At 65.6% G+C, this 18,334-nt stretch carries 20 protein-coding genes and 1 pseudogene; 8 read left to right on the forward strand and 13 right to left on the reverse strand.

Translation table 11 applies throughout. The features are described from left to right. Entirely contained in the window at positions 1-930 is a 930-nt protein-coding gene (locus tag J1N50_RS00850; protein ID WP_246552890.1) for an NAD(P)H-dependent flavin oxidoreductase, read from the forward strand. Here J1N50_RS00850 and J1N50_RS00855 read toward each other — a convergent pair. Continuing rightward, positions 927-1,925 (reverse strand): NADPH:quinone oxidoreductase family protein, encoded by a 999-nt coding sequence (locus tag J1N50_RS00855; protein ID WP_246552871.1) that lies wholly within the window; start codon positions 1,923-1,925, stop codon positions 927-929. The two genes, J1N50_RS00850 and J1N50_RS00855, sit on opposite strands and share 4 nt — an antisense overlap. A 69-nt stretch (positions 1,926-1,994) precedes the next feature. Here J1N50_RS00855 and J1N50_RS00860 point away from each other — a divergent pair, with 69 nt between their 5' ends. Then, complete coding sequence (locus J1N50_RS00860; RefSeq protein ID WP_215349233.1) at positions 1,995-2,975, forward strand: NAD(P)H-dependent flavin oxidoreductase; 981 nt, start codon at positions 1,995-1,997, stop codon at positions 2,973-2,975. Between the two features lie 61 nt (positions 2,976-3,036). Here J1N50_RS00860 and J1N50_RS00865 read toward each other — a convergent pair whose 3' ends face one another. The 6 genes from J1N50_RS00865 to J1N50_RS00890 are packed head-to-tail and all read right to left on the reverse strand — an operon-like array spanning position 3,037 to position 7,917. Beyond that, a complete protein-coding gene (locus tag J1N50_RS00865; protein ID WP_215349236.1) occupies positions 3,037-3,783 on the reverse strand; it encodes an SDR family NAD(P)-dependent oxidoreductase in 747 nt (248 codons plus the stop codon). Further along, entirely contained in the window at positions 3,780-5,060 is a 1,281-nt protein-coding gene (locus tag J1N50_RS00870) for an acyl-CoA dehydrogenase family protein (protein WP_215349239.1), read from the reverse strand. Before J1N50_RS00870 ends, J1N50_RS00865 begins: the two co-directional genes overlap by 4 nt. A gap of 13 nt (positions 5,061-5,073) precedes the next feature. Next, complete coding sequence (locus J1N50_RS00875) at positions 5,074-6,141, reverse strand: phosphotransferase family protein (protein ID WP_215349242.1); 1,068 nt, start codon at positions 6,139-6,141, stop codon at positions 5,074-5,076. Beyond that, positions 6,138-6,599: a MarR family winged helix-turn-helix transcriptional regulator gene (locus tag J1N50_RS00880; RefSeq protein ID WP_215349245.1), complete on the reverse strand. Its 462-nt coding sequence runs from the start codon at positions 6,597-6,599 to the stop codon at positions 6,138-6,140. Before J1N50_RS00880 ends, J1N50_RS00875 begins: the two co-directional genes overlap by 4 nt. A 42-nt stretch (positions 6,600-6,641) precedes the next feature. Beyond that, the gene (locus tag J1N50_RS00885; protein WP_215349248.1) at positions 6,642-7,064 is read right to left on the reverse strand and encodes a nuclear transport factor 2 family protein; all 423 of its coding nucleotides are present in this window, start codon (positions 7,062-7,064) and stop codon (positions 6,642-6,644) included. After that, positions 7,057-7,917, reverse strand: a complete 861-nt coding sequence (locus tag J1N50_RS00890) for an SMP-30/gluconolactonase/LRE family protein (RefSeq protein ID WP_215349251.1) — start codon at positions 7,915-7,917, stop codon at positions 7,057-7,059. The genes J1N50_RS00885 and J1N50_RS00890 overlap by 8 nt, the downstream gene beginning before the upstream one ends. 108 nt (positions 7,918-8,025) lie before the next feature. Between J1N50_RS00890 and J1N50_RS00895 the strand changes: the two genes are divergently transcribed. The 5 genes from J1N50_RS00895 to J1N50_RS00915 all read left to right on the forward strand — a co-directional run bounded on the left by J1N50_RS00895 (position 8,026) and on the right by J1N50_RS00915 (position 12,617). Continuing rightward, positions 8,026-8,883, forward strand: a complete 858-nt coding sequence (locus tag J1N50_RS00895) for an SDR family oxidoreductase (RefSeq protein ID WP_343227820.1) — start codon at positions 8,026-8,028, stop codon at positions 8,881-8,883. Beyond that, positions 8,880-9,383, forward strand: coding sequence for a Rossmann-fold NAD(P)-binding domain-containing protein (locus tag J1N50_RS00900; RefSeq protein ID WP_215349258.1), 504 nt, complete (start codon positions 8,880-8,882; stop codon positions 9,381-9,383). The genes J1N50_RS00895 and J1N50_RS00900 overlap by 4 nt, the downstream gene beginning before the upstream one ends. Next, the gene (locus tag J1N50_RS00905) at positions 9,376-10,236 is read left to right on the forward strand and encodes an SDR family NAD(P)-dependent oxidoreductase (RefSeq protein ID WP_215349262.1); all 861 of its coding nucleotides are present in this window, start codon (positions 9,376-9,378) and stop codon (positions 10,234-10,236) included. The genes J1N50_RS00900 and J1N50_RS00905 overlap by 8 nt, the downstream gene beginning before the upstream one ends. A 123-nt stretch (positions 10,237-10,359) precedes the next feature. After that, entirely contained in the window at positions 10,360-11,115 is a 756-nt protein-coding gene (locus J1N50_RS00910; RefSeq protein WP_215349265.1) for a FadR/GntR family transcriptional regulator, read from the forward strand. After that, on the forward strand, positions 11,112-12,617 hold the full coding sequence (locus tag J1N50_RS00915) for an AMP-binding protein (RefSeq protein ID WP_215349268.1): 1,506 nt from the start codon (positions 11,112-11,114) through the stop codon (positions 12,615-12,617). The genes J1N50_RS00910 and J1N50_RS00915 overlap by 4 nt, the downstream gene beginning before the upstream one ends. Here the strand turns inward: J1N50_RS00915 and J1N50_RS00920 are convergent. Genes J1N50_RS00920 through J1N50_RS00935 form a run of 4 tightly spaced genes read right to left on the reverse strand, consistent with a single transcriptional unit; the run spans position 12,614 to position 16,538 of the window. Beyond that, positions 12,614-13,402, reverse strand: coding sequence for an SDR family oxidoreductase (locus tag J1N50_RS00920; protein ID WP_283404276.1), 789 nt, complete (start codon positions 13,400-13,402; stop codon positions 12,614-12,616). The two genes, J1N50_RS00915 and J1N50_RS00920, sit on opposite strands and share 4 nt — an antisense overlap. 2 nt (positions 13,403-13,404) lie before the next feature. After that, entirely contained in the window at positions 13,405-14,889 is a 1,485-nt protein-coding gene (locus tag J1N50_RS00925) for an aldehyde dehydrogenase family protein (protein ID WP_215349273.1), read from the reverse strand. Between the two features lie 22 nt (positions 14,890-14,911). After that, on the reverse strand, positions 14,912-15,346 hold the full coding sequence (locus J1N50_RS00930) for a VOC family protein (protein WP_215349275.1): 435 nt from the start codon (positions 15,344-15,346) through the stop codon (positions 14,912-14,914). Between the two features lie 4 nt (positions 15,347-15,350). Beyond that, on the reverse strand, positions 15,351-16,538 hold the full coding sequence (locus J1N50_RS00935; protein ID WP_215349278.1) for a cytochrome P450: 1,188 nt from the start codon (positions 16,536-16,538) through the stop codon (positions 15,351-15,353). A 62-nt stretch (positions 16,539-16,600) separates the two neighbouring features. On the opposite strand from J1N50_RS00935, the gene J1N50_RS00940 reads away from it, so the two are divergent. After that, entirely contained in the window at positions 16,601-17,164 is a 564-nt protein-coding gene (locus tag J1N50_RS00940) for a TetR/AcrR family transcriptional regulator (protein WP_215349281.1), read from the forward strand. A 10-nt stretch (positions 17,165-17,174) separates the two neighbouring features. Here the strand turns inward: J1N50_RS00940 and J1N50_RS00945 are convergent. Together J1N50_RS00945 and J1N50_RS00950 are read right to left on the reverse strand one after the other, a co-directional pair. After that, positions 17,175-17,357 (reverse strand): annotated as a pseudogene (locus J1N50_RS00945) (NAD(P)-dependent alcohol dehydrogenase); the annotation flags it as partial. Positions 17,358-17,428: 71 nt separating this feature from the next. Next, positions 17,429-18,331, reverse strand: a complete 903-nt coding sequence (locus tag J1N50_RS00950) for an acyl-CoA dehydrogenase family protein (protein WP_215349284.1) — start codon at positions 18,329-18,331, stop codon at positions 17,429-17,431. Positions 18,332-18,334 lie beyond the last annotated feature (3 nt).

The raw sequence follows: 18,334 nt of genomic DNA on the forward strand, positions 1-18,334 counted from the left end.
ATGCTGTCCAATCTTGCGCTGCCGCTGATGTGCGCCCCGATGAGCTTCGCTTCGTCGGTACCGCTCGCGGTGGCCTGTTGCCGTGCCGGGGTGACCGGTGGTTGGCAGGGCGGTACAGTCACGTCCTTTGCCGAGTTCGAGGCATATCTTAAGTCGCTGGCCGCCATCGGCGGTGCGCCGCCGATCGTGAACATGCCCGCCCGCTGGGGCACCGATCCGCAGGCCGCTGACCGGCTCGATCTGCTCGAACGCTACCGCGTGCCCCTCGTGCTATCGAGCCTGGGCGATCCCTCGGCGCTTGTCGCGCGCGTGCACGGTTGGGGCGGGCGTGTCGTCCATGACGTGACGACGATGAAGCATGCTGAAAAGGCGATCGCCGCGGGGGCCGACGGGCTGATGCTGACTTGCGCCGGGGCAGGCGGGCATACCGGCTTTCTGACGCCGATGGCGTTTGTCCCCGCGGTGCGACGGATCTTCGACGGGCTGCTGATCGTCGCGGGCGGCATCGCCGACGCGCATGGCATTGCGGCGTCGCTCGCGCTCGGCGGCGACATCGCCTGCATGGGTACCCGCTTCATCGCAACGCCCGAAAGCGGCGTCGTCGAGGGGCATCGCGCGATGATCCCGACAGTGGGCGCCGACGATATCGTCGCATCGGCAGCGATGAATGGCGTCCCGGCGCACTGGATGCGGCAGTCGATCGAAGCGGTCGGTCTCGACGCCAAGGCGCTGCCCGCCGTGCGTTCGCCGATGCCCGAGGGCGTCATGCCGTGGCGCGACATCTGGAGCGCCGGGCAAAGCGCAGGGCTGATCGACTCAATCGAGCCGGTCGCCGATCTGGTCGCGCGCTTGACGAGGGATTTCGACGCGCTGCCTGCGGTGCCCGACTGGCGCGGACGCCTTTCCCGCCTGACCCACGGCTGGGGCTAATCCATCGTCAGCACGATCCGTCCCGCACTTTTTCCCGCCGCCGCATCCGCCATCGCCGCCTGAAAGTCCGCGAGCGCATAGCTTCGCGCAATAGCAGGCCTCAGCTTGCCTTCCGCTGCCAGCCCGAACACCGTATCGCGATTGGCGGCGCTTTTTTCGGGCTCGAAGATTCCGAACTGGCGAATGTCGACTCCGATCAGGCTCGCGCCTTTGAGCAATGGCAGGTTGGTGCGCAGCGACGCGATCCCAGCTGGGAATCCGATCACCAGATGCCGCCCGTTCCACGCCAGCGACCGAAACGCCGGGTCGGTCGCCTCGCCGCCGACCGGATCGAAGACGACATCGACGCCCTGGCCGCCGTTCGCCGCCTTGACCTGATCGCGCCAGTCGCCGCCGCGCGCATCGATCACCACGTCGGCGCCGCCCGCGGCCGCGAGTGCGCGCTTGTGTTCGCTCGACGCCGATCCGATCACGCGTGCGCCCAGATATTTGCCGATCTGCACCGCGGCATAGCCGGTTGCGCCCCCCGCGCCGAGGACGAGGAGCGTCTCGCCCGCCTGGAGCCGCCCGCGGTCGACCAGTGCGTGCCAAGCCGTCGCGTAGCTCACCGGGAACACGGCAGCCTCCTCGAACGACAGTGCCTGCGGCATCCGGCGTACTGTGCGAGCGGGCAGGTTTACAGCGCTGGCGAACATGCCGCCCCAGCCGCTCGCGACAACCCTGTCGCCCACCGCGAAATCGCGCACCTCGTCGCCGGTCGCGTCGACAACCCCAGCGCATTCGCTGCCGGGGATATATGGGACCGGCGGCTTCACCTGATAACCACCGGCGGCGGTCAGCACATCGACGAAGCTGATCCCCGATGCTTTCACGGAAATGCGGACTTGCGTCGGAGAGGGCGGCCCCGGGTCATGATCGACAAGCCGATAGGCATCGGGCGGTCCCAGTTCGTCCGCCATGACGGCGCGGCGAATGGCTGTCGGCAGGATCGGCATGGGACACCTCTTGTCACGCGAATATAAGAAGTATAACTAGGTTAGATAGGTATGGGAAGGGGTAGGCTGATGGGCTTCAAGACGCGGATCACCGAAATGCTGGGGATCGAACATCCGATTGTCCAGGGCGGGATGCAGGCGGTCGGGACCGCCGAGATGGCGAGCGCGGTTTCGAACGCTGGCGGGCTCGGCATCATCACCGCGCTGACCCAACCGAGTCCCCAAGCGCTGCGCGACGAGATCGAGCGTTGCCGATCGCTTACCGACAAGCCGTTCGGCGTCAACCTGACGGTCTTTCCGACGATTAACTCGCCCGACTACAACGCTTATGCCGATGCGGTGGTCGAGAGCGGCGTCAAGATCATGGAGACGGCGGGCACCCCGGCGGTCCGCGAGATCTGGGCACGGGTAAAGCCGCACGGAGTCACCATTCTCCACAAATGCACCGCGGTGCGCCACGCGCTGTCGGCCGAGAAGGGGGGCTGCGACATCATCTCGATCGACGGCTTTGAATGCGCCGGGCATCCGGGAGAAGACGATGTCCCCGGCCTGATCCTGATTCCGGCGGCGGCCGACAAGGTGAAGATCCCGATGCTTGCATCGGGCGGTTTCGGCGACGGCCGCGGTTTGATCGCCGCGCTCAGTCTCGGCGCCGAGGGCATCAACATGGGCACGCGCTTCTGCGCGACCAAAGAAGCGCCCCTGCATGACAATGTGAAGCAGGCCTATCTCGACAACGACGAGCGCGGCAGCTTCCTGATCTTCCGCAATTTCAAGAATACCGCGCGCGTCGGCAAAAGCGAAGTCAGCGAAGAGGTCGTTCGCCGCCTGTCGCAGCCCGGTGCGAAATTCGGCGATGTCCAGGAACTTGTCGCCGGCACAGCGGGACGCGAGTTGTTGCGGACCGGCGATCTCAGCAAGGGTGTCTTCTGGGCGGGCATGGTCCAGGGACTGATCCATGATATCCCGACCTGTCAGGAGCTGATCGACCGCATAATCGCCGAAGCCGAAGCGATCCTCGATCAGCGGCTTGCGGGCTTCCGGCGCTGATGGCCGCCGCTGAGCTGATCGGCTATCGCCCGCAGCACAGCTGGCGCGACCGCGCGCAGCCCTAACGCTGCCCACCGTCGACGCGCAGCAGCGCGCCCGTGGTGTAGGATGAAGCCGGACTCGCGAGCATCAGCGCGGCAGTGACGATCTCGGGCGGATTGCCCGGACGGCCCAGCGCGACAGGCTGCTTCTCGCGCTTCTTCGCGTCCCAGGCGTCGGCGATATCGGTCAGGAACGGCCCTGCCGAAATGGTGTTCACGCGCACTTTCGGGCCATATTCGCGGCTCAGCGACACCGTCATCGCGTTAAGCGCCGCCTTCGCCGCGCCATAAGGGACTACGCCGGGCAACGCCATCAGCGCGCCCGTCGAGCTGATGTTGATGATCGCCCCGCCATCGCCGTCGGCCATGCGCTTGCCGATCTGGCTGGCGAGGCGGAAGGGGCCCTTGAAATTCAGGTTCATCACGCTGTCGAACAGGCTTTCGGGCATGTCGTGGCTCGGCATTGGCGGCGACATGCCGGCGTTGTTCACCAGCACATCGACGCGGCCGAACTCGGCGTAGGCGGCGTCGATCAGGGCGTCGCACTCGGCCCATTTGCCGACATGCGCGGCAAAGGGCAGCGCGCGGCGCCCGAGCGCACGGCACTCGGCGGCGACCGCCTCGCAATTGTCGAGCTTGCGGCTCGCGACGATGATATCGGCGCCGCGCTCCGCAAAGGCCTTGACCATCTGATAGCCGAGCCCGCGCGAACCGCCAGTGACGAGGATGATTTTCCCCGTGAAATCGAACAGCGGATCGGGGGTCATACCGCGCTCCTTTGCTTCAGCGCGGCGAGCCGCGTCGGGATATGCTCGCTCGGGAACAACCCCGCCGCGGGCCTGGCATTCTTCAGATACGCCTTCGCGACTTGCGCCTTGTGCACTTCGGTCGGACCGTCGGCGAGCGCCAGGCTGGGCAGCCCCATCCACATGTCGGCGAGCGGCGTTTCGAGCGTCACCCCCAGGCTGCCGTGCAGCTGGATCGCGCGCTGGACGATGTCGTGATAGACCTTCGCCATCTGCACCTTGCACATCGCGATATGGGTGCGCGCCGCGCCATGCGGTTCATTGTCGATGATCCATGCGGTCTTGAGCACGAGCAGGCGGAACTGCTCGAGCTCGATGATCGAATCGGCGATCGCCCCCTGCACGAACTGGTGTTCGCTCAATTGCCTACCCTGCGTCCGCCGCGACACTGCGCGTTCGAGCATCATGTCGATCGCTCGCTGGCATTTGCCAACGGTGCGCATCGCATGGTGGACGCGCCCGCCGCCGAGCCGCGCCTGCGCGACCTTGAACCCTTCGCCGGGCCCGCCGAGCATTGCGTCGAGCGGAACGCGGACTTTGTTGTAGCGGATATAGGCGTGGGTTCCGTCGTCCGCGCCCTTGCTGTCGCCCATCGTTTGCGAATGGCGAAGGAATTCGATCCCCGGCGTGTCGGTCGGCACGATCAGCATCGACATCCGGCTATGCGGCGGGTTTTCGGGATTGGTCACCACCATGACGATCAGGAAGGCGGCGTAGCGCGCGTTCGAGGAGAACCATTTCTCGCCCTCGATCACCCATTCTTCGCCGTCCTGATACGCACGACAGGTGAATTCCTTGGGATCGGCGCCAGCTTGCGGCTCGGTCATCGAAAAGGTCGAGACGATCGTGCCCGCCATCAAAGGCTCCAGGAAACGGGCCTTCTGCTCGTCGGTGCCGAACATGGCCAGGATTTCGCTGTTTCCGGTGTCGGGCGCGGCGGTGCCGAATATCGTCGGCGCCCAATAGCTGCGCCCGAGGATTTCGTTCATCAACGCGAGCGTCAACTGGCCATGGCCCGGCCCGCCCAAGTCGGCGCCAAGATGGCAAGCCCACAGACCCTGCGCTTTCACCTGCTCCTGCAGCGGCGCCATATAGGCGCGCGATTCCTTGTTCGCGACGTCATAGGGCGCCCCATGGCCGGGAAATAGGATATCCATCGGCTCGCATTCTTCGCGGACAAAGCGTGCCATCCAGTCGAGCTTCGCCTGCAATTCGGGTTCGATACGGAAATCGATCATGGACTGTCCCCGGTTAGCCGATCAGGCGGATGAGTTTTTCGGCTTCGGCGAAATTGCCGCGCACCAGCCGGTCGAAGAAGCGGCCGGTTTCGGCGCTCAAAATGCCCTTGGCCGCCTGCGCGACCTTATATTCGAGGATGCAGCCGCCCTTGAACATCGCGAGCACGAGATAATAATCGAAGCTGGCCATACTGCGCCCGGTGCCCCCGGCATAATGCGCCATCAATTCCTGCCGCGTCGGCCAGTCGCCGACATTGTAGAGCGCCTTTTCGGGCACATGGCCGGGGAAACGATCGTCGCGAATGCCGTTGCAGAACCAGGCGAGGTCGAGCAGCGGATCGGCGATCGTCGACAGCTCCCAGTCGATCAATGCCGTCAGGCGGCACGGCGGATCGAAGGCGAACAGGGCGTTGGGCGTGCCGACGTCGCCGTGAATGATCCCCGGCCGGAAGTCGTCCGGAACATTGGCGCGCAGCCAGTCTCGGGCGAGCGCATAGCCCGGCAGTTCGCGCCATTCATGGTCGTAGAGCTGTTTGTAGCTCCTGATCTGCCCCTCCCACCGATCGACCTGCCGCTCGAGAAAATTGTCGGGGCGCCCGAAGTCCTCAAGGCCTACCGCCTTGTAATCGACATTGGCGAGCGCAATCAGTCCGTCGACCATCGCGTACGGCACCTCGCGCGCGTGCGGCGGTTTGTCGAAGGGCGGGCGGTCGTGGATTTTCTCGTTGGAGAGGTCGGCGGGCCAGCCCTCGACGAGATCCATGACATAGAAGGGCGCGCCGATCACGCCGGCATCGGCGCAGCTGCCATGGCAATAGGGATGCGGGACATCGGTTCCGCCGAGCGCGGTGAGTACCCGCGCCTCGCGCATCACGCTCTTCTCGCTGCCCGGCGGCGGCACCGCGGGCGGGCGGCGGAGGATCAGCGTATCGCCGCCGCGGTTCAGCGACAGGATGACGTTCGACGTGCCGCCGTGGATTTTCTTTGCCGTCAACGGACCGGTGCCGAGTGACGGAATATGCGCGTCGAGCCACGGCGTCAGCCGTTCGGGATCGGCGAGCGCCGCGATATCGTCCTTCATTCGTCGCGCTCCCGCAAATAGGCTTCGATGCCGACGCGGATCGCGTGCAGCTGGCTCGCCGCCGCCGCGAAGGTCGCGCTGTCGATCCGCGCCAGCAATGCGTTGGTGACGGCCTGCGCACGCTGATGGTCGACCGCCTTGAGCGTGCGGCCGACATCGGTCGCGACGATCAGCGAGGCGCGCTTGTGAACGGGGTTTTCGGCGAAAACGACGAGGCCCAGTTCGGCGAGCCGGTTGGCGGCGCGCTGCACGACCTGCCGCGGGTGGCCGAGGCTGCGGCCGATCTGCGCTACCGTGGGCGCGTCGGCGGCGTTGACCACCGCGGTGAGCACGGTGAGTTCCATTTCGGCAAGTCCGCTTTCGGCGCGGGTATCCGCGTACAGCGCGCGCATCCGGCCGCGCAATCGCGCGACCTCGTCGGCGAATCGTTCGAAATCGGCAAAGCGCTGTGCGGTCATGACACTTTAATGTCGAAATGACACCAAAGTGTCAATATCAATTCAGCGCGTCGTCATCGCCCGGAACAGCGATGTCTCGGCCTGCCAGTCGACCCGGACCCTCCTGTAAGCGAAGCGCCAGCCGCCCTCGGTGCGAACCAGCCGGTCGTCATAGGTGCCGCTGTGGTCGGGCCCGAAGTTGCTGTGCACCGCGAAATAGCTGCGCGCCGTCGCCTGATCGCCGTCGATCGCGATCAGCGGATTGGTGATATGGTGGCGAACGAACGTCAGCCGCGGATCGCGCGTTCCGGACCCGAGCGAGGTAGCGATCGCTTCGGGGCCCGTCGGGCTCGCACCCGGATAGTCCAGCACGCCGTCGTCGGCGAAGCACGCCGCCAGTTCGGCCACGCGCCCGCGGTCGCCGTTATAGGTATAGCGTGCGAGGAGGTCGCGGATCGCGTCGCGGTCGGCGCCAAGATCAGCCATTGTGGTTCAACTTCAGCCCGGGCTCGCCCCAACGCATCTTTGCCAGTCGTCCCGATTTCGACAGGGTGATATAGGCATCGCGCATATCCTCGCCGCCAAAGGCGATATTGGTGACATAGGGTTCGCCCTCGATGGCGAATTTCGAAACCTCGCCGCCGGGCGTGATCGTCGAAATCCCGCCCGCAAACAGCGTCGCCACGCAGACATTGCCCGCCGAGGTGACTGCCAGGCTGTCGAACCCGACCGGCCCCGGCGCGGTTGCAATCCACGTCGGGCGCTGCGCTTCGACCTTGCGATCATAACGCCATAGCCGAGCCTGGTGCGTATCGGCGACATAAACGTGCCTGCCGTCGGGCGAGAGGCCGACGCCGTTATACGACACCGCGTGCCGGTTGATCGCGGCGATCGACGATCCGTCGGGCAGCGCGCTGAACAACCCGCTTGCAGAGCGGATCCCGTCGCGAGTCTTGCCGAGGTCGGTGAACCATATCCGCCCGTCGGCGTCGAAGACGATGTCGTTCGGCGCCTCCAGTGCGATGCCGTCGCAGCTGTCGTAGAGGCGTTCGAACTTGCCGGTCGACAGATTGACGCGCTCCACCCGCCCTTCGTGCCCGGGTCCGCGCGCATTCTGGAATTTGACCGGGTCGAGCCCGCCATTGTTGCAGACATAGAGAGCACCGTCGGGTCCAATCGCCGCGCCGTTCGGTCCGCCGCCGATCTCGCAGACGGCTTCGGTTCGGCCGTCCCAGCAGCGGGTTATGCGTCCGCCCGCCAGTTCGACGACGATCACCGACCCGTCGGTCATGACGACCGGGCCCTCGGGAAAGGCAAGGCCTTCCGCGACGATCTCCATCCGACCCTCTCCTATATAACCTAGTTATGTATGTCTTGACACGTGGCGGGGGAGCGCGCAACCCTCGGCGCCGGGAGAGAGACATTGCCGGTACCGCAGCATCATATCGTGGCGACACCGCCACCGTTCGACCAGCCGCCTTATCCGGCGGACATATTTGCCGGGCAGACCGTGCTCGTCACCGGCGGCGGATCGGGGATGGGGCTCGCCATGGCGAAGGCCTTTGCACAGGGCGGCGCGCAGGTCGCTGTCATGGGGCGCAGCATGGAACGCGCCGAGGAAGGCGCGGCGCAGATCGCGGCGCTGGGCGTTCGGGCCCACGCAATGAGCTGCGATGTCCGCCAGCCCGAGGCGATCGCTGTCGCCTTTGACGAGACCGAGCGCGAATTGGGCCCGATCGGGCTGCTCGCCAATAATGCCGGCGCCAATTTCCCGATCCTTGCCGAGGATATTTCGCCCAACGCATGGAATGCGGTCACGCGGATCGCGATCGACGGCACCTTCCTCTGCTCGGCCGAATTTGCGCGGCGCCGGATCGCCCGCGGCGAGGGCGGGGCGATCGTCAACAACAGCGCGCAATATATCTGGACCGGTTTTCCCGGCGACGCGCACAGCGCGGCAGCGAAGACCGCGCAGGCGACGATGACCAAGAAACTCGCCGCCGACTGGGCGCCCCATGGCATCCGTGTCAACGCGATCGCCGCGGGTTTTTTCCCCCACGACACGTCGACCGCAGGGCGCCGAGAGGGAGGCATCGCACCACTCCAGAACATGATCCCCGCCGGTCGCACCGGCGATATCTGGGAATTCGGGTGGCTGTCGGCGATGACCTGCACCCCGCTGTTCGGCGACATGACCGGGCAGGTGATCGTGCAGGATGGTGGCGAAAGCCTGCGCCGCTCGCTGATCATGCCCGATTTCGTCCCGCCGCGCGAACGCGCCGACGGGCCTTGGGGGTGGCAATGAGCGGCTGGCTGAACGGCAAGCGCGCGCGCATCGAGGGCGAGTGTCCGGCAATCGCGTCGGCATTGGCTGCGCAAGGCGCTTCGCTCGTCGATGTGGGTGACTGCGACATCTGGGTTCACATTGCACCGCCGCCTCCGATCAAGCTTGCGCACGAACTGACGCATGCCGAATGGCGCGCCAGTCTCGACGCCGGGCTCGACCGCCGCTTCCTCGGCGCGAAAGATTTTGCCGGGCAATGCCGCGCGCGCGGTACGGGCGGCGCGATACTTTTCGTCGGCGCCCCCGAACAGGCGCTCGGCGCCGATCAGGCGGCGGCCGTTGGCGCGCTCGGGAACCTGACCAAGACGCTCGGGGTCGAATGGGCGCGCGACGGCATTCGCGTGAACAGCGTCCTGACCCGCGACGCGGGCGACACGCTCGGCAATCTCGCGGCTTATCTGGTCAGCGATTATGCCGCTTATGTCACGGGCGCGGTGATGGGGATCGACCTGGATGACTGATCGCGCGCGCCTCGACGGGCAGGTCGCGTTCGTCACCGGCGGCGGCGGCGGCATCGGGCGCGCCATCGCGCTGCGGCTTGCCGAGGCGGGCGCGGACGTTTCGATTTTCGAGATTTTCCCGGAGCGCGCCGAGGAAGCCGCCGCGCGGGTGCGCGAACAGGGCCGGCAGGCGCTGCCGATTGTCGGCGACGTCATGGACAGCGGCGCGTTGCGCGCCGCGGTCGATGCCGCCGCTGCGGAGTTCGGGCGGCTCGATATTCTGGTCAACAATGCCGGCGGCGTATCGGCGCGCCCGTTCCTCGAGCAGAGCGAGCGCAGCATGCGCAAGCATATCGACATCAATCTGATGTCGATGCTGATCGCGACACAAGCCGCCGCGAAACACATGGTCGACGGCGGGCGTGGCGGCGCGATCATCAATGTCGCGAGTATCGAGGCGAGCCGCGCGGCGCCCAACTTCGCGGTCTATGCGGCGTGCAAGGCCGGGATGCTCAGCTTCACCAAATCGATGGCGGTCGAATTGTCGGGACACGGCATTCGCGTCAACTGCATCGCACCCGACCACACGATCACCCCGGGCAATCAGGGCAATCGCGCCGGGCCCGTCGATCCGGCGACGTGGAAGCGGCGCAGCGACGACGATATCGATGCGATGAACCGGCTGATTCCGTTGGGCCGCGAGGGCGTCGATACGGAATGCGGCGATGCGGCGGTTTTTCTGGCGAGCGCGATGTCGACCTATGTCACCGGCATATTGCTGCCCGTCGATGGCGGCACCTGGGCGTCGTCGGGCTGGGTACGCGGGCGCGACCGCCGGTGGACGTTGAACGAAGGACTGGCTTTTGGCGCTTGAGCGACGGATCGGCGCCCGGCATTGCGAAATTGCGCGGGGCACCATAATGACGCAGCAAGGAAAAACCCCGGTCTGACGGGTTTTGGCAAAGGGGCAGATGCATTGCAGAGCGATAGGGACAACGTGCGAATTCGGGTTCCCAAGACGTCGGAATTGGTAGCGGACCAGATCCGCGCGCAAATCATCCGCGGCGAACTGACCGAAGGCGATTCGCTCCCGCCCGAAGGCGTGCTGATGACGACGCTCGGCGTCTCGCGCCCGACGCTGCGCGAAGCCTTCCGTATCCTCGAAGCCGAAAGCCTGATCAGTGTCGTGCGCGGATCGCGCAGCGGCGCGCGCGTCCATCGCCCCTCGACCGAACTCGTCTCGCGCTACGCCGGCTATGTGCTCGAATCGCAGGGTACGACGATCGCCGACCTTTACGCTGCGCGCCTTGCGATCGAGCCGACGGTCGTTCGATGGCTGGCGACGGCAAAGGGCGAGACGCCAGGCATGCCGAAGCTCAAGACGGTGCTCAAGGAATTGGGCGATATGCTCGCGAACGAACAATATGACGAGTTCATCGATAATATCGCCTATTTCCACCAGGTGCTCGTCGAGGCGACCGGAAACAAGACGCTCAGCTTCATGAATCGCATGCTGCTCAATCTCGCGCGCACCCACCAGAACGACTATCAGCGCCGCCACCCGCGTTCGACCGAGGAACGCATGAAGAGCATCCGCGCCGGTTTCAAATCATACGACAAGCTGATCGGCCTGATCGAAAAGGGCGAGGTCGAGGAAGCGGTCGCGCATTGGCGTCTTCACCTGCGCAACGCCAACGAAACCTGGGCCGTACGCGGCGAGGGCGAGCGGATCGTCGACTCGCTCCACGGATGAGCTTTATCGAGGCGATGACCGCTGCGGCGGCGCGGGCGCCCGATGCGCCGCTCACCGTCGCCTCCGATCTGCGACCCTGCACCACGACATTGGGCGAGGTGGTCGCAGCGGGTCGACGGATGGGCACGCGAATGACGGCAGCGGGCGTCGGCTCCGGCGATATCGTCGCGTGTATGATTCCCAACTGGCGCGAGTGGCTCGTAGTGGCAGTGGCGGCGGCGCAGTCGGGAGCCGTGATGCTGCCGGTCGTCACCATTTATGGTGCCAAAGAGCTTGGCTTCATCCTGCGCCAGTCGGGCGCCAGATGGCTATTTACCCCCGACCGATTCCGCAATGTCGAATATGATCGGCTGGTAGAGGATTGCGGCGACCTTCCTGCGCTCGAACGCCATGTCACCACGGGCCGCGATTTTGACGCGCTTGAGGCTGACGGCCCCATCGGCGGCCCGGTGCCGGTCGACCCCGATGCGCTGGCGCTGCTCGTCTACACGTCGGGTACGACCGCAGATCCGAAGGGCGTGATGCATTCGGCGCGCGGCCTCCTCGCCGAACTGGCGACGATGCAGGCGATGCGCGGCGGCGACGCGAACGATGCCGTGATCTCGCCCTGGCCGCCGGGCCATGTCGCGGGCGCGCTGTCGATGTATCGCTACCTGTGCCAGGGAGCGCCGCTGGTGCTGATGGATCAGTGGGACCCCGCGCTGGCGGCGGAACTGGTCGACCGGCATCGCGTGACCACGTCGTCGGGCACGCCGTTCCACCTGTCGGGCATGATCGCGGCCGCCGATGCCAATGGCAACGACCTGACGTCGCTGCGCCAATATCTCGTTGGCGCCGCGCCGGTGCCGCCATCGCTGATCGAACGATGTCGGGCGCAGGGCCTTGCGGTCTATCATTGTTATGGGTCGAGCGAGCATCCGACCGTCACCTCGGGCGTCATCGACGACCCCCTCGACAAGCAGCTCCACACCGAAGGCCGCGCTATCCCGGGATCGGAGATGCGCTTCGTCAATGACGATGGCGCTGACGTCCCGGCGGGTCAGGATGGCGAAATCTGCACGCGCGGACCTGAATTGTTCATCGGGTATCTCGACCCCAAGCTCAACGACACCGCGTTCCTTCCGGGGGGCTGGTACCGCACGGGCGACATCGGCCGCCTCGACGAGGATGGCTATCTGCTCATCACCGATCGCAAGAAGGATATCATTATCCGGGGGGGCGAGAATATCTCGTCGAAGGAGGTCGAGGCCGTGCTTCTGTCGCACCCGGCGATTGTCGACGCTGCGGCGGTCGCGGCGCCCGATGAGCGGATGGGCGAAGTCGTGCGCGCATGCGTCGTACTCGCCGAGGGCGCGGCGTTGACCTTGGACGATGTACGCAGCCACTTCGCTGGCGCGGGGATTGCCCGTCAGAAGACCCCCGAGCGCCTTACCATCCTGCCTGCGCTTCCGCGAAATGCATCGGGCAAGGTGCTGAAGCACGAACTCCGGCGAAGCGTTTAGTTGCGCATGATGAACCCGCCGTCGACGTTCAGCGCCTGACCCGTAATCCAGTCGCCCGCCGGCGAGCAAAGCAGCAACAGCGCCCCGACCAAGTCCTGCGGCTCGCCGCGCGGCTGCTTGACCACGCGCGCCATCGCCGCTTGCACGAACGGGCTCTCTTCCGGAGTCAGCGCCTTGCCAGCGTCGGACATCGTCATCCCCGGCGCGATCGCGTTGACGTTGACGTTCATCCGGCCCAGCTCGGTGGCGAGCGTCGTCGTCAGCCCGAGCAGCGCGACCTTGCTGATCCCGTAGGTGGTCTGCGCGGGGAATCCCCCTGCCGAAAGCTGATTGACGATCTTGCCGCCTCCGCGCGCCTGGAACAGCGGGACCGCGGCCTTTGAACAGATCAGCGCGCCGGTCAGGTTGACGCGCATCAGCTTCTCGAAATCGGCGATGCTCGTCTGGATAGCAGGGGTCCCGACCGCCTCGACCATCAACGCGGCATTGTTGACGAGAATATCGAGCCCGCCGAACGCCGCCTGCGTCGCCTCCATCATCGCCGCGACTGATGTTTCGTCGGCGATGTCGGCCTGCACCGCGATCGCCTTGCCGCCCGCATCGTTGATCTCGGCGGCCACGCGCTCGGCGCCTTCCTTGTTGAGGTCGGCGACGACGACGCTGGCGCCCGCATTGGCCAAGCCGACTGCATAGGCCCGCCCGATGCTGTTGCCGCGCCCGCCCGCGCCCGTGACGATCGCGACCTTGCCGTCGAGGCGGAACTGGTCGTTGGTGAAATCGGCCACGTTCATGCCTCCTGCTTCGGGAAGATCGGCGCGCCGACGCCGATGGTGACGGTCTTGTAGTGCAGGAACTCGTCGATCCCGGCCTTGCCGCCCTCCTTACCGAACCCCGAAATACCGACGCCGCCGAAGGGGGTGTGCGGATTGATCTGGAACCCGCCATTATTATAGACGCCGCCCGCGTTCAGTCGCTCGGACAGGCGGTGGACGCGCTGCAGGTCGTTTGATTGGATATAGGCCGCGAGCCCATATTCGCTGTTGTTGGCGATCGCGACCGCCTCGTCCTCGTCGTGGAACTTGATCACGACGACGGCGGGCCCGAAGATTTCGACCTGGCTGATTTCATGGTCGGGATCGGCATCGACGATCAGCGTCGGTTCGATGAAATTGCCGCTCGCCAGGTCGCCGCCGCAGCGTCCGCCGCCGAGCAGGAAGGTCGCGGCATTGTCGGCCTTGGCACGGTCGAACATGCCGGTGATGCGGTCGACCGCAGCCTTGTTGATCACGGGCCCGACCGCGACGGTCGGGTCCATGGGATCGCCGACCTTGAACTGGCCGATGATCGCCTTCAACCGCGCTACGAAATCGTCGTAGATGTCGGCGTGGACAAGCTGGCGGGTAGGGAGGGCGCAGCCCTGACCCGACAGGCAGCCAACGGTCCAGAACACGGCGCGTTCGGCTGCCGCCTGAATATCGCAATCGGGGAAGACGAGGCTCGCCGATTTGCCGCCGAGTTCCATCACCGACGGCTTGATCTCTTCGGCGCACGCCGCAAGGATCTTGCGCGCGGTGATCGGCCCGCCGGTGAAGCTGATCTTGCGGATCTTCTTGTGCCGCACGATCGCATCACCCGCTTCGGCGGTGCCGGGCAGAATCGACAGTACGCCGTCGGGCACACCCGCCCTTGCGCACAATTGCGCGAACAGCTCGGGTGCGAAGGGGGTGATTTCGGCGGGCTTGCAGATCACGCAATTGCCCGCGGCGAGCGCGGCGCACACCTTCATGCCCAGCGAGATCAGCGGGCCGTTCCAGGTGATGATGATGCCGACGATGCCGATCGGCTCGGGCACCGTGTAGGACAGCTCGCCGCGCGTATCGAAAGTGCTCAGCAGGTCGCCCGACAATTTGTCGCACCAGCCGGCATAATAGCGCGTCCAGCCCACCGCGGTCTCGACCCCGCGCTCGCCAACCATCAAGGTCGTCCCGCCGTCGAGCGCCGCCGCGCGCGCAAGGTCCGCCTTGTTTTCCTCGAGCAGGTCGGCGAGGCGGTTGAGGATGTTGCGGCGCGTCTCCGGCGGCGTTCGGCGCCATTGCTCGCGCACCGCTTCCGCCTTGGCGACCGCTTCATCGACCTCTTTCGTCCCGGCAAGCGGGATGTCCGCCTGCACCGACTGGGTGACGGGGTGAAGATGCGGATGTGTCCCGCCGCTGCCGCTGCTGCGTTGCTCATGTCCCAAATGCAGGTGAACTGCGGGTGCTGCGCTTGCCATAATGGATCCTCTCTCGTTTCTGTCAGTCGGTTTGGGGCAGGGCGAGCGTCAGGCCGCCGTCGGCGCCCGGTCGCATCGCCGGGCTCCAGACGATTTCCCAGCCATTGCCGTCGGGGTCGGCGAAATAGCCCGAATACAGCCCGCCATCGCGATCGCGGATTGGGCTGGTGATTGTAGCGCCGGCGGCGATAGCCCCGGCAAACTGCGCATCGACGTCGGCCTTCGTCTCGACAAAGATCGCGTTGACCGCGCGCGGCGTCGCCGACAGGTCGATGCCGCTTTCGGCGGCCAGATAATCACGCGGGACGAAGACGATCACCACGGTCCCGGCGCGCAGCATCAAAGACCCCGGCATGTCGGGTCCCCACGTGTGCCAGCCGAGATCGTCGACGTAAAATTTGCGCAGCGCCGCGATGTCGCCCGCGGGCACCATCAGCATATGCAGGGCTTGATCCATCTCTTTAACTCCACGCCAGATGCAGGTGTTCGAGCGCCATCACGCTGCCGCCGCGGCACGTCTCGTCGCCCCTTTCGATCTGCCGGAAATGGCCGATGCGGCAGAACCAGGCGCGATAGAAGACGATCAGCTCCATCCGTGCGAGGTGGAGGCCGAGGCAGGTGTGGATGCCCGATCCGAACGCGGCATGGCGATAGAATTGCCGCTCGACCGATACGGTTTTTGGATCGGGATTGAGCCCTTCATCCCACCCGACGAGCGGTAGCGGGGCGAGGATACAGTCGCCAGCGAAGAGCTTTACGCCCTCCAGCTCGGTATCCGCGACGATGTAGCGCGGCGTCGCGACGAAGGCGTATCGGCGCAGCAATTCCTCTACGAGATCGGGGATCACATCGGGATCGTCGATCGCGCGCTGGCGCAGCGCCTCGTCGTGCGCGAGGTGGCGCATCCCGAAACTCATCGCATTGGTCACGGTGTCGAGCCCCGCGAGAAACATCAGGAAGCCGATCGACATCAGCTCCTCGAACGTCAGCCGGCGCCCATCCACCTCGGCGACGATGATCTTGGAGATCATGTCGTCGCGCGGTTCGGCCAGGCGCTGCTGGATCAGCTCGGCGAGATGGCCGAGGATCGTCTGCGCCAGCGCGTTGCGCTCGTCTGGCGTCGCGCGCGCGTTGAAAAAGCCGACGACCAGATGACGGAACTCGTCGAACTTCTCCATCGGAAAGCCGAACAATTCCATAAACACCGCGACCGGCAGGCGCGACGCGATGCTCGATACGAACTCGCATTCGCCCGTCTCGACGATCTCGCCCAGCAGCTGGTCGGTCCATTCGACCACCCGCGCTTCGAGCGGCGCGATTGCCTTCGATTCAAAAAAGGGCCGCAGCATTTGCCGGTAAGGGCGATGCTCGGGCGGGTCGAGCATCTCGGGGATCATCGTCGGCTGGTTCGGATTGGGCGGGATCGACAGATAGCGGCTCGAATAAATCTCCGGATGCCGGATTACCTGAGACACCGATGACGCGGTGTTGCACATCCAGTGCCCGCCATGCGCATTGGTCCAGAACACCGGCGGCGCGGTCTCCTTCAGTTCCCAATAGCGATCATGGACGTCGGCCAGCAAGCCGGGGTCGGCGATATAGTCGAACTCATAGACCGGCGAACGCGCCGGGGTCTGCGACTCGGTCATGTTCCTCTCCTCTTGCGCTCAAGTAAACGGATGTTTACATCAAGAGTCAACGGGGAGGCAGCATGGCAACGGCAATCAACGAAAAGGCACGCGACGCCGACCGGACGCGACAGGCGATCCTCTATGCTGCGCAGCAAATTTTCGCGGAAAAAGGATTCGCCGAGGCCGGCGTGCGCGACATTACCGCGCGCGCCGGGGTGAACCCGTCGCTGGTAAGCCGCTATTTCGGCGGCAAGCTGAAACTGTTCGAGGCGGCGCTCGATGCGGCGCTCGATGCGCGGATGATGACGGACTTGCCCAAGCAAGGGTTCGGCCGCGCGATCATGGCGCGCTTCGCGGACGAGGGGAAGGGGCGGGTGCAGCCGCTGCCGATCCTGTTCGGCGCGGCGCCCGACAGCGAAGCGCGCGCCATCGCGCTGCGCCTGCTGCACGATCATGTGCTCGCGCCATTGTCCGAATGGTTCGGGGGCGAGACCGGCGAGGTCAAGGCGGCCGCCTTCATGGTCGTTTCGCTCGGCTTCTTCACCTATCGCGACCAGTTGCCGTTGCGGCAATTTGCGGGGCCGGTCGAGCCCGGCCTGCGCCGTTGGCTGGAAGACACGTTTCAGGCCATCGTCGACGACTAGGCCCGACATGTCACAGCGTTGCCATGTCGATCACGAAGCGATATTTGACGTCCGATTTCTCCATCCGTCCGCAGGCCGTGTTGATGTCGGCCATCGCGATGGTTTCCGTCTCGGGCACGATGCCGTGCCGGGCACGGAAATCGAGCATCTCCTGCGTTTCCCTTATCCCGCCAATCGCCGAGCCCGCGACCGATTAGCGGCCGCCGGGCAGCAGCCCCGAGGCGGCATCGGGGGCGGTTGCGCCCCGGGCGGCGACAGCTTGGGTCATGCGGCACCCTCCAGCAACAAGGCGGCGTCGGCGGGGGCGATGAACTGCAGCAGGTGCGCGCGCTTCAGGCAGAGATGCGGCGAGGCCTCGTCGGTCATGCCGATGCCGCCATGGACCTGGATATTGGCGCGGCCGTTGTCGAGCGCGGCCTGGTCGCCGAGCCGCTTGGCGGCGGCGATATGAAAGGCGGCGTCCGTATCGCGCGCGTCGAGCGAACAGGCGGCATAATAGAGCTGCGACCGCGCCACCGCGGCGCGCACCGCCATGTCGGAACAGATATGCTTGAGCGCCTGGAACCAGCCGATCGGCCGTTCGAACTGCTGGCGAAGCCTGGCATAATCGGCCGCCATGTCGCGCGCCGCGTCGGCGCAGCCGACGGCATAGGCTGCGGCCAGGAGTTGCAGGTGCAGCGGCGCGGCGGCGTCCTCCGTCGATACCGACGTCGTCCATTGCTGCCGGCTCTGGTCGGTCGACAGGTCGATCGTGGGCGCGTGTGTCCGGTCGTTCGGCATATCGAACAGGCGCAACCCGCTGGCTGTCCAAATCAGCGCGGCATGCGAACCGTCCGGATCGAGCACGCGCATATCGCTTGGTTCTTCGGCAGGCAGCGCAAGCGCGACCTTGCCGTCAAAACCATCGGCGAACCACCGTCGAGCCACTGTGGTCGAGATCAGTCCGATCGGCGCGAGGACGCGGCCGAGCTCGGAGAAGACAACTGCCTCGGTCGCATGGTCCAGGTCCATTCCGGGTGCGGTCATGCCCGTCCAGCCCATCGCTTCGAGATCGCCCCAAAGACCGGTGGGACGCGACCGCGCTTCCTCCAGCGGCATATGGGCCCGGCACCAGTCGGCGGTCGCGGTCCGCAGCGCTTCCTGCTCGTCGTCCAAAGTCAGATCCATCGC

Source organism: Sphingopyxis soli (assembly GCF_018682675.1).
GTDB classification, from domain to species: domain Bacteria; phylum Pseudomonadota; class Alphaproteobacteria; order Sphingomonadales; family Sphingomonadaceae; genus Sphingopyxis; species Sphingopyxis soli.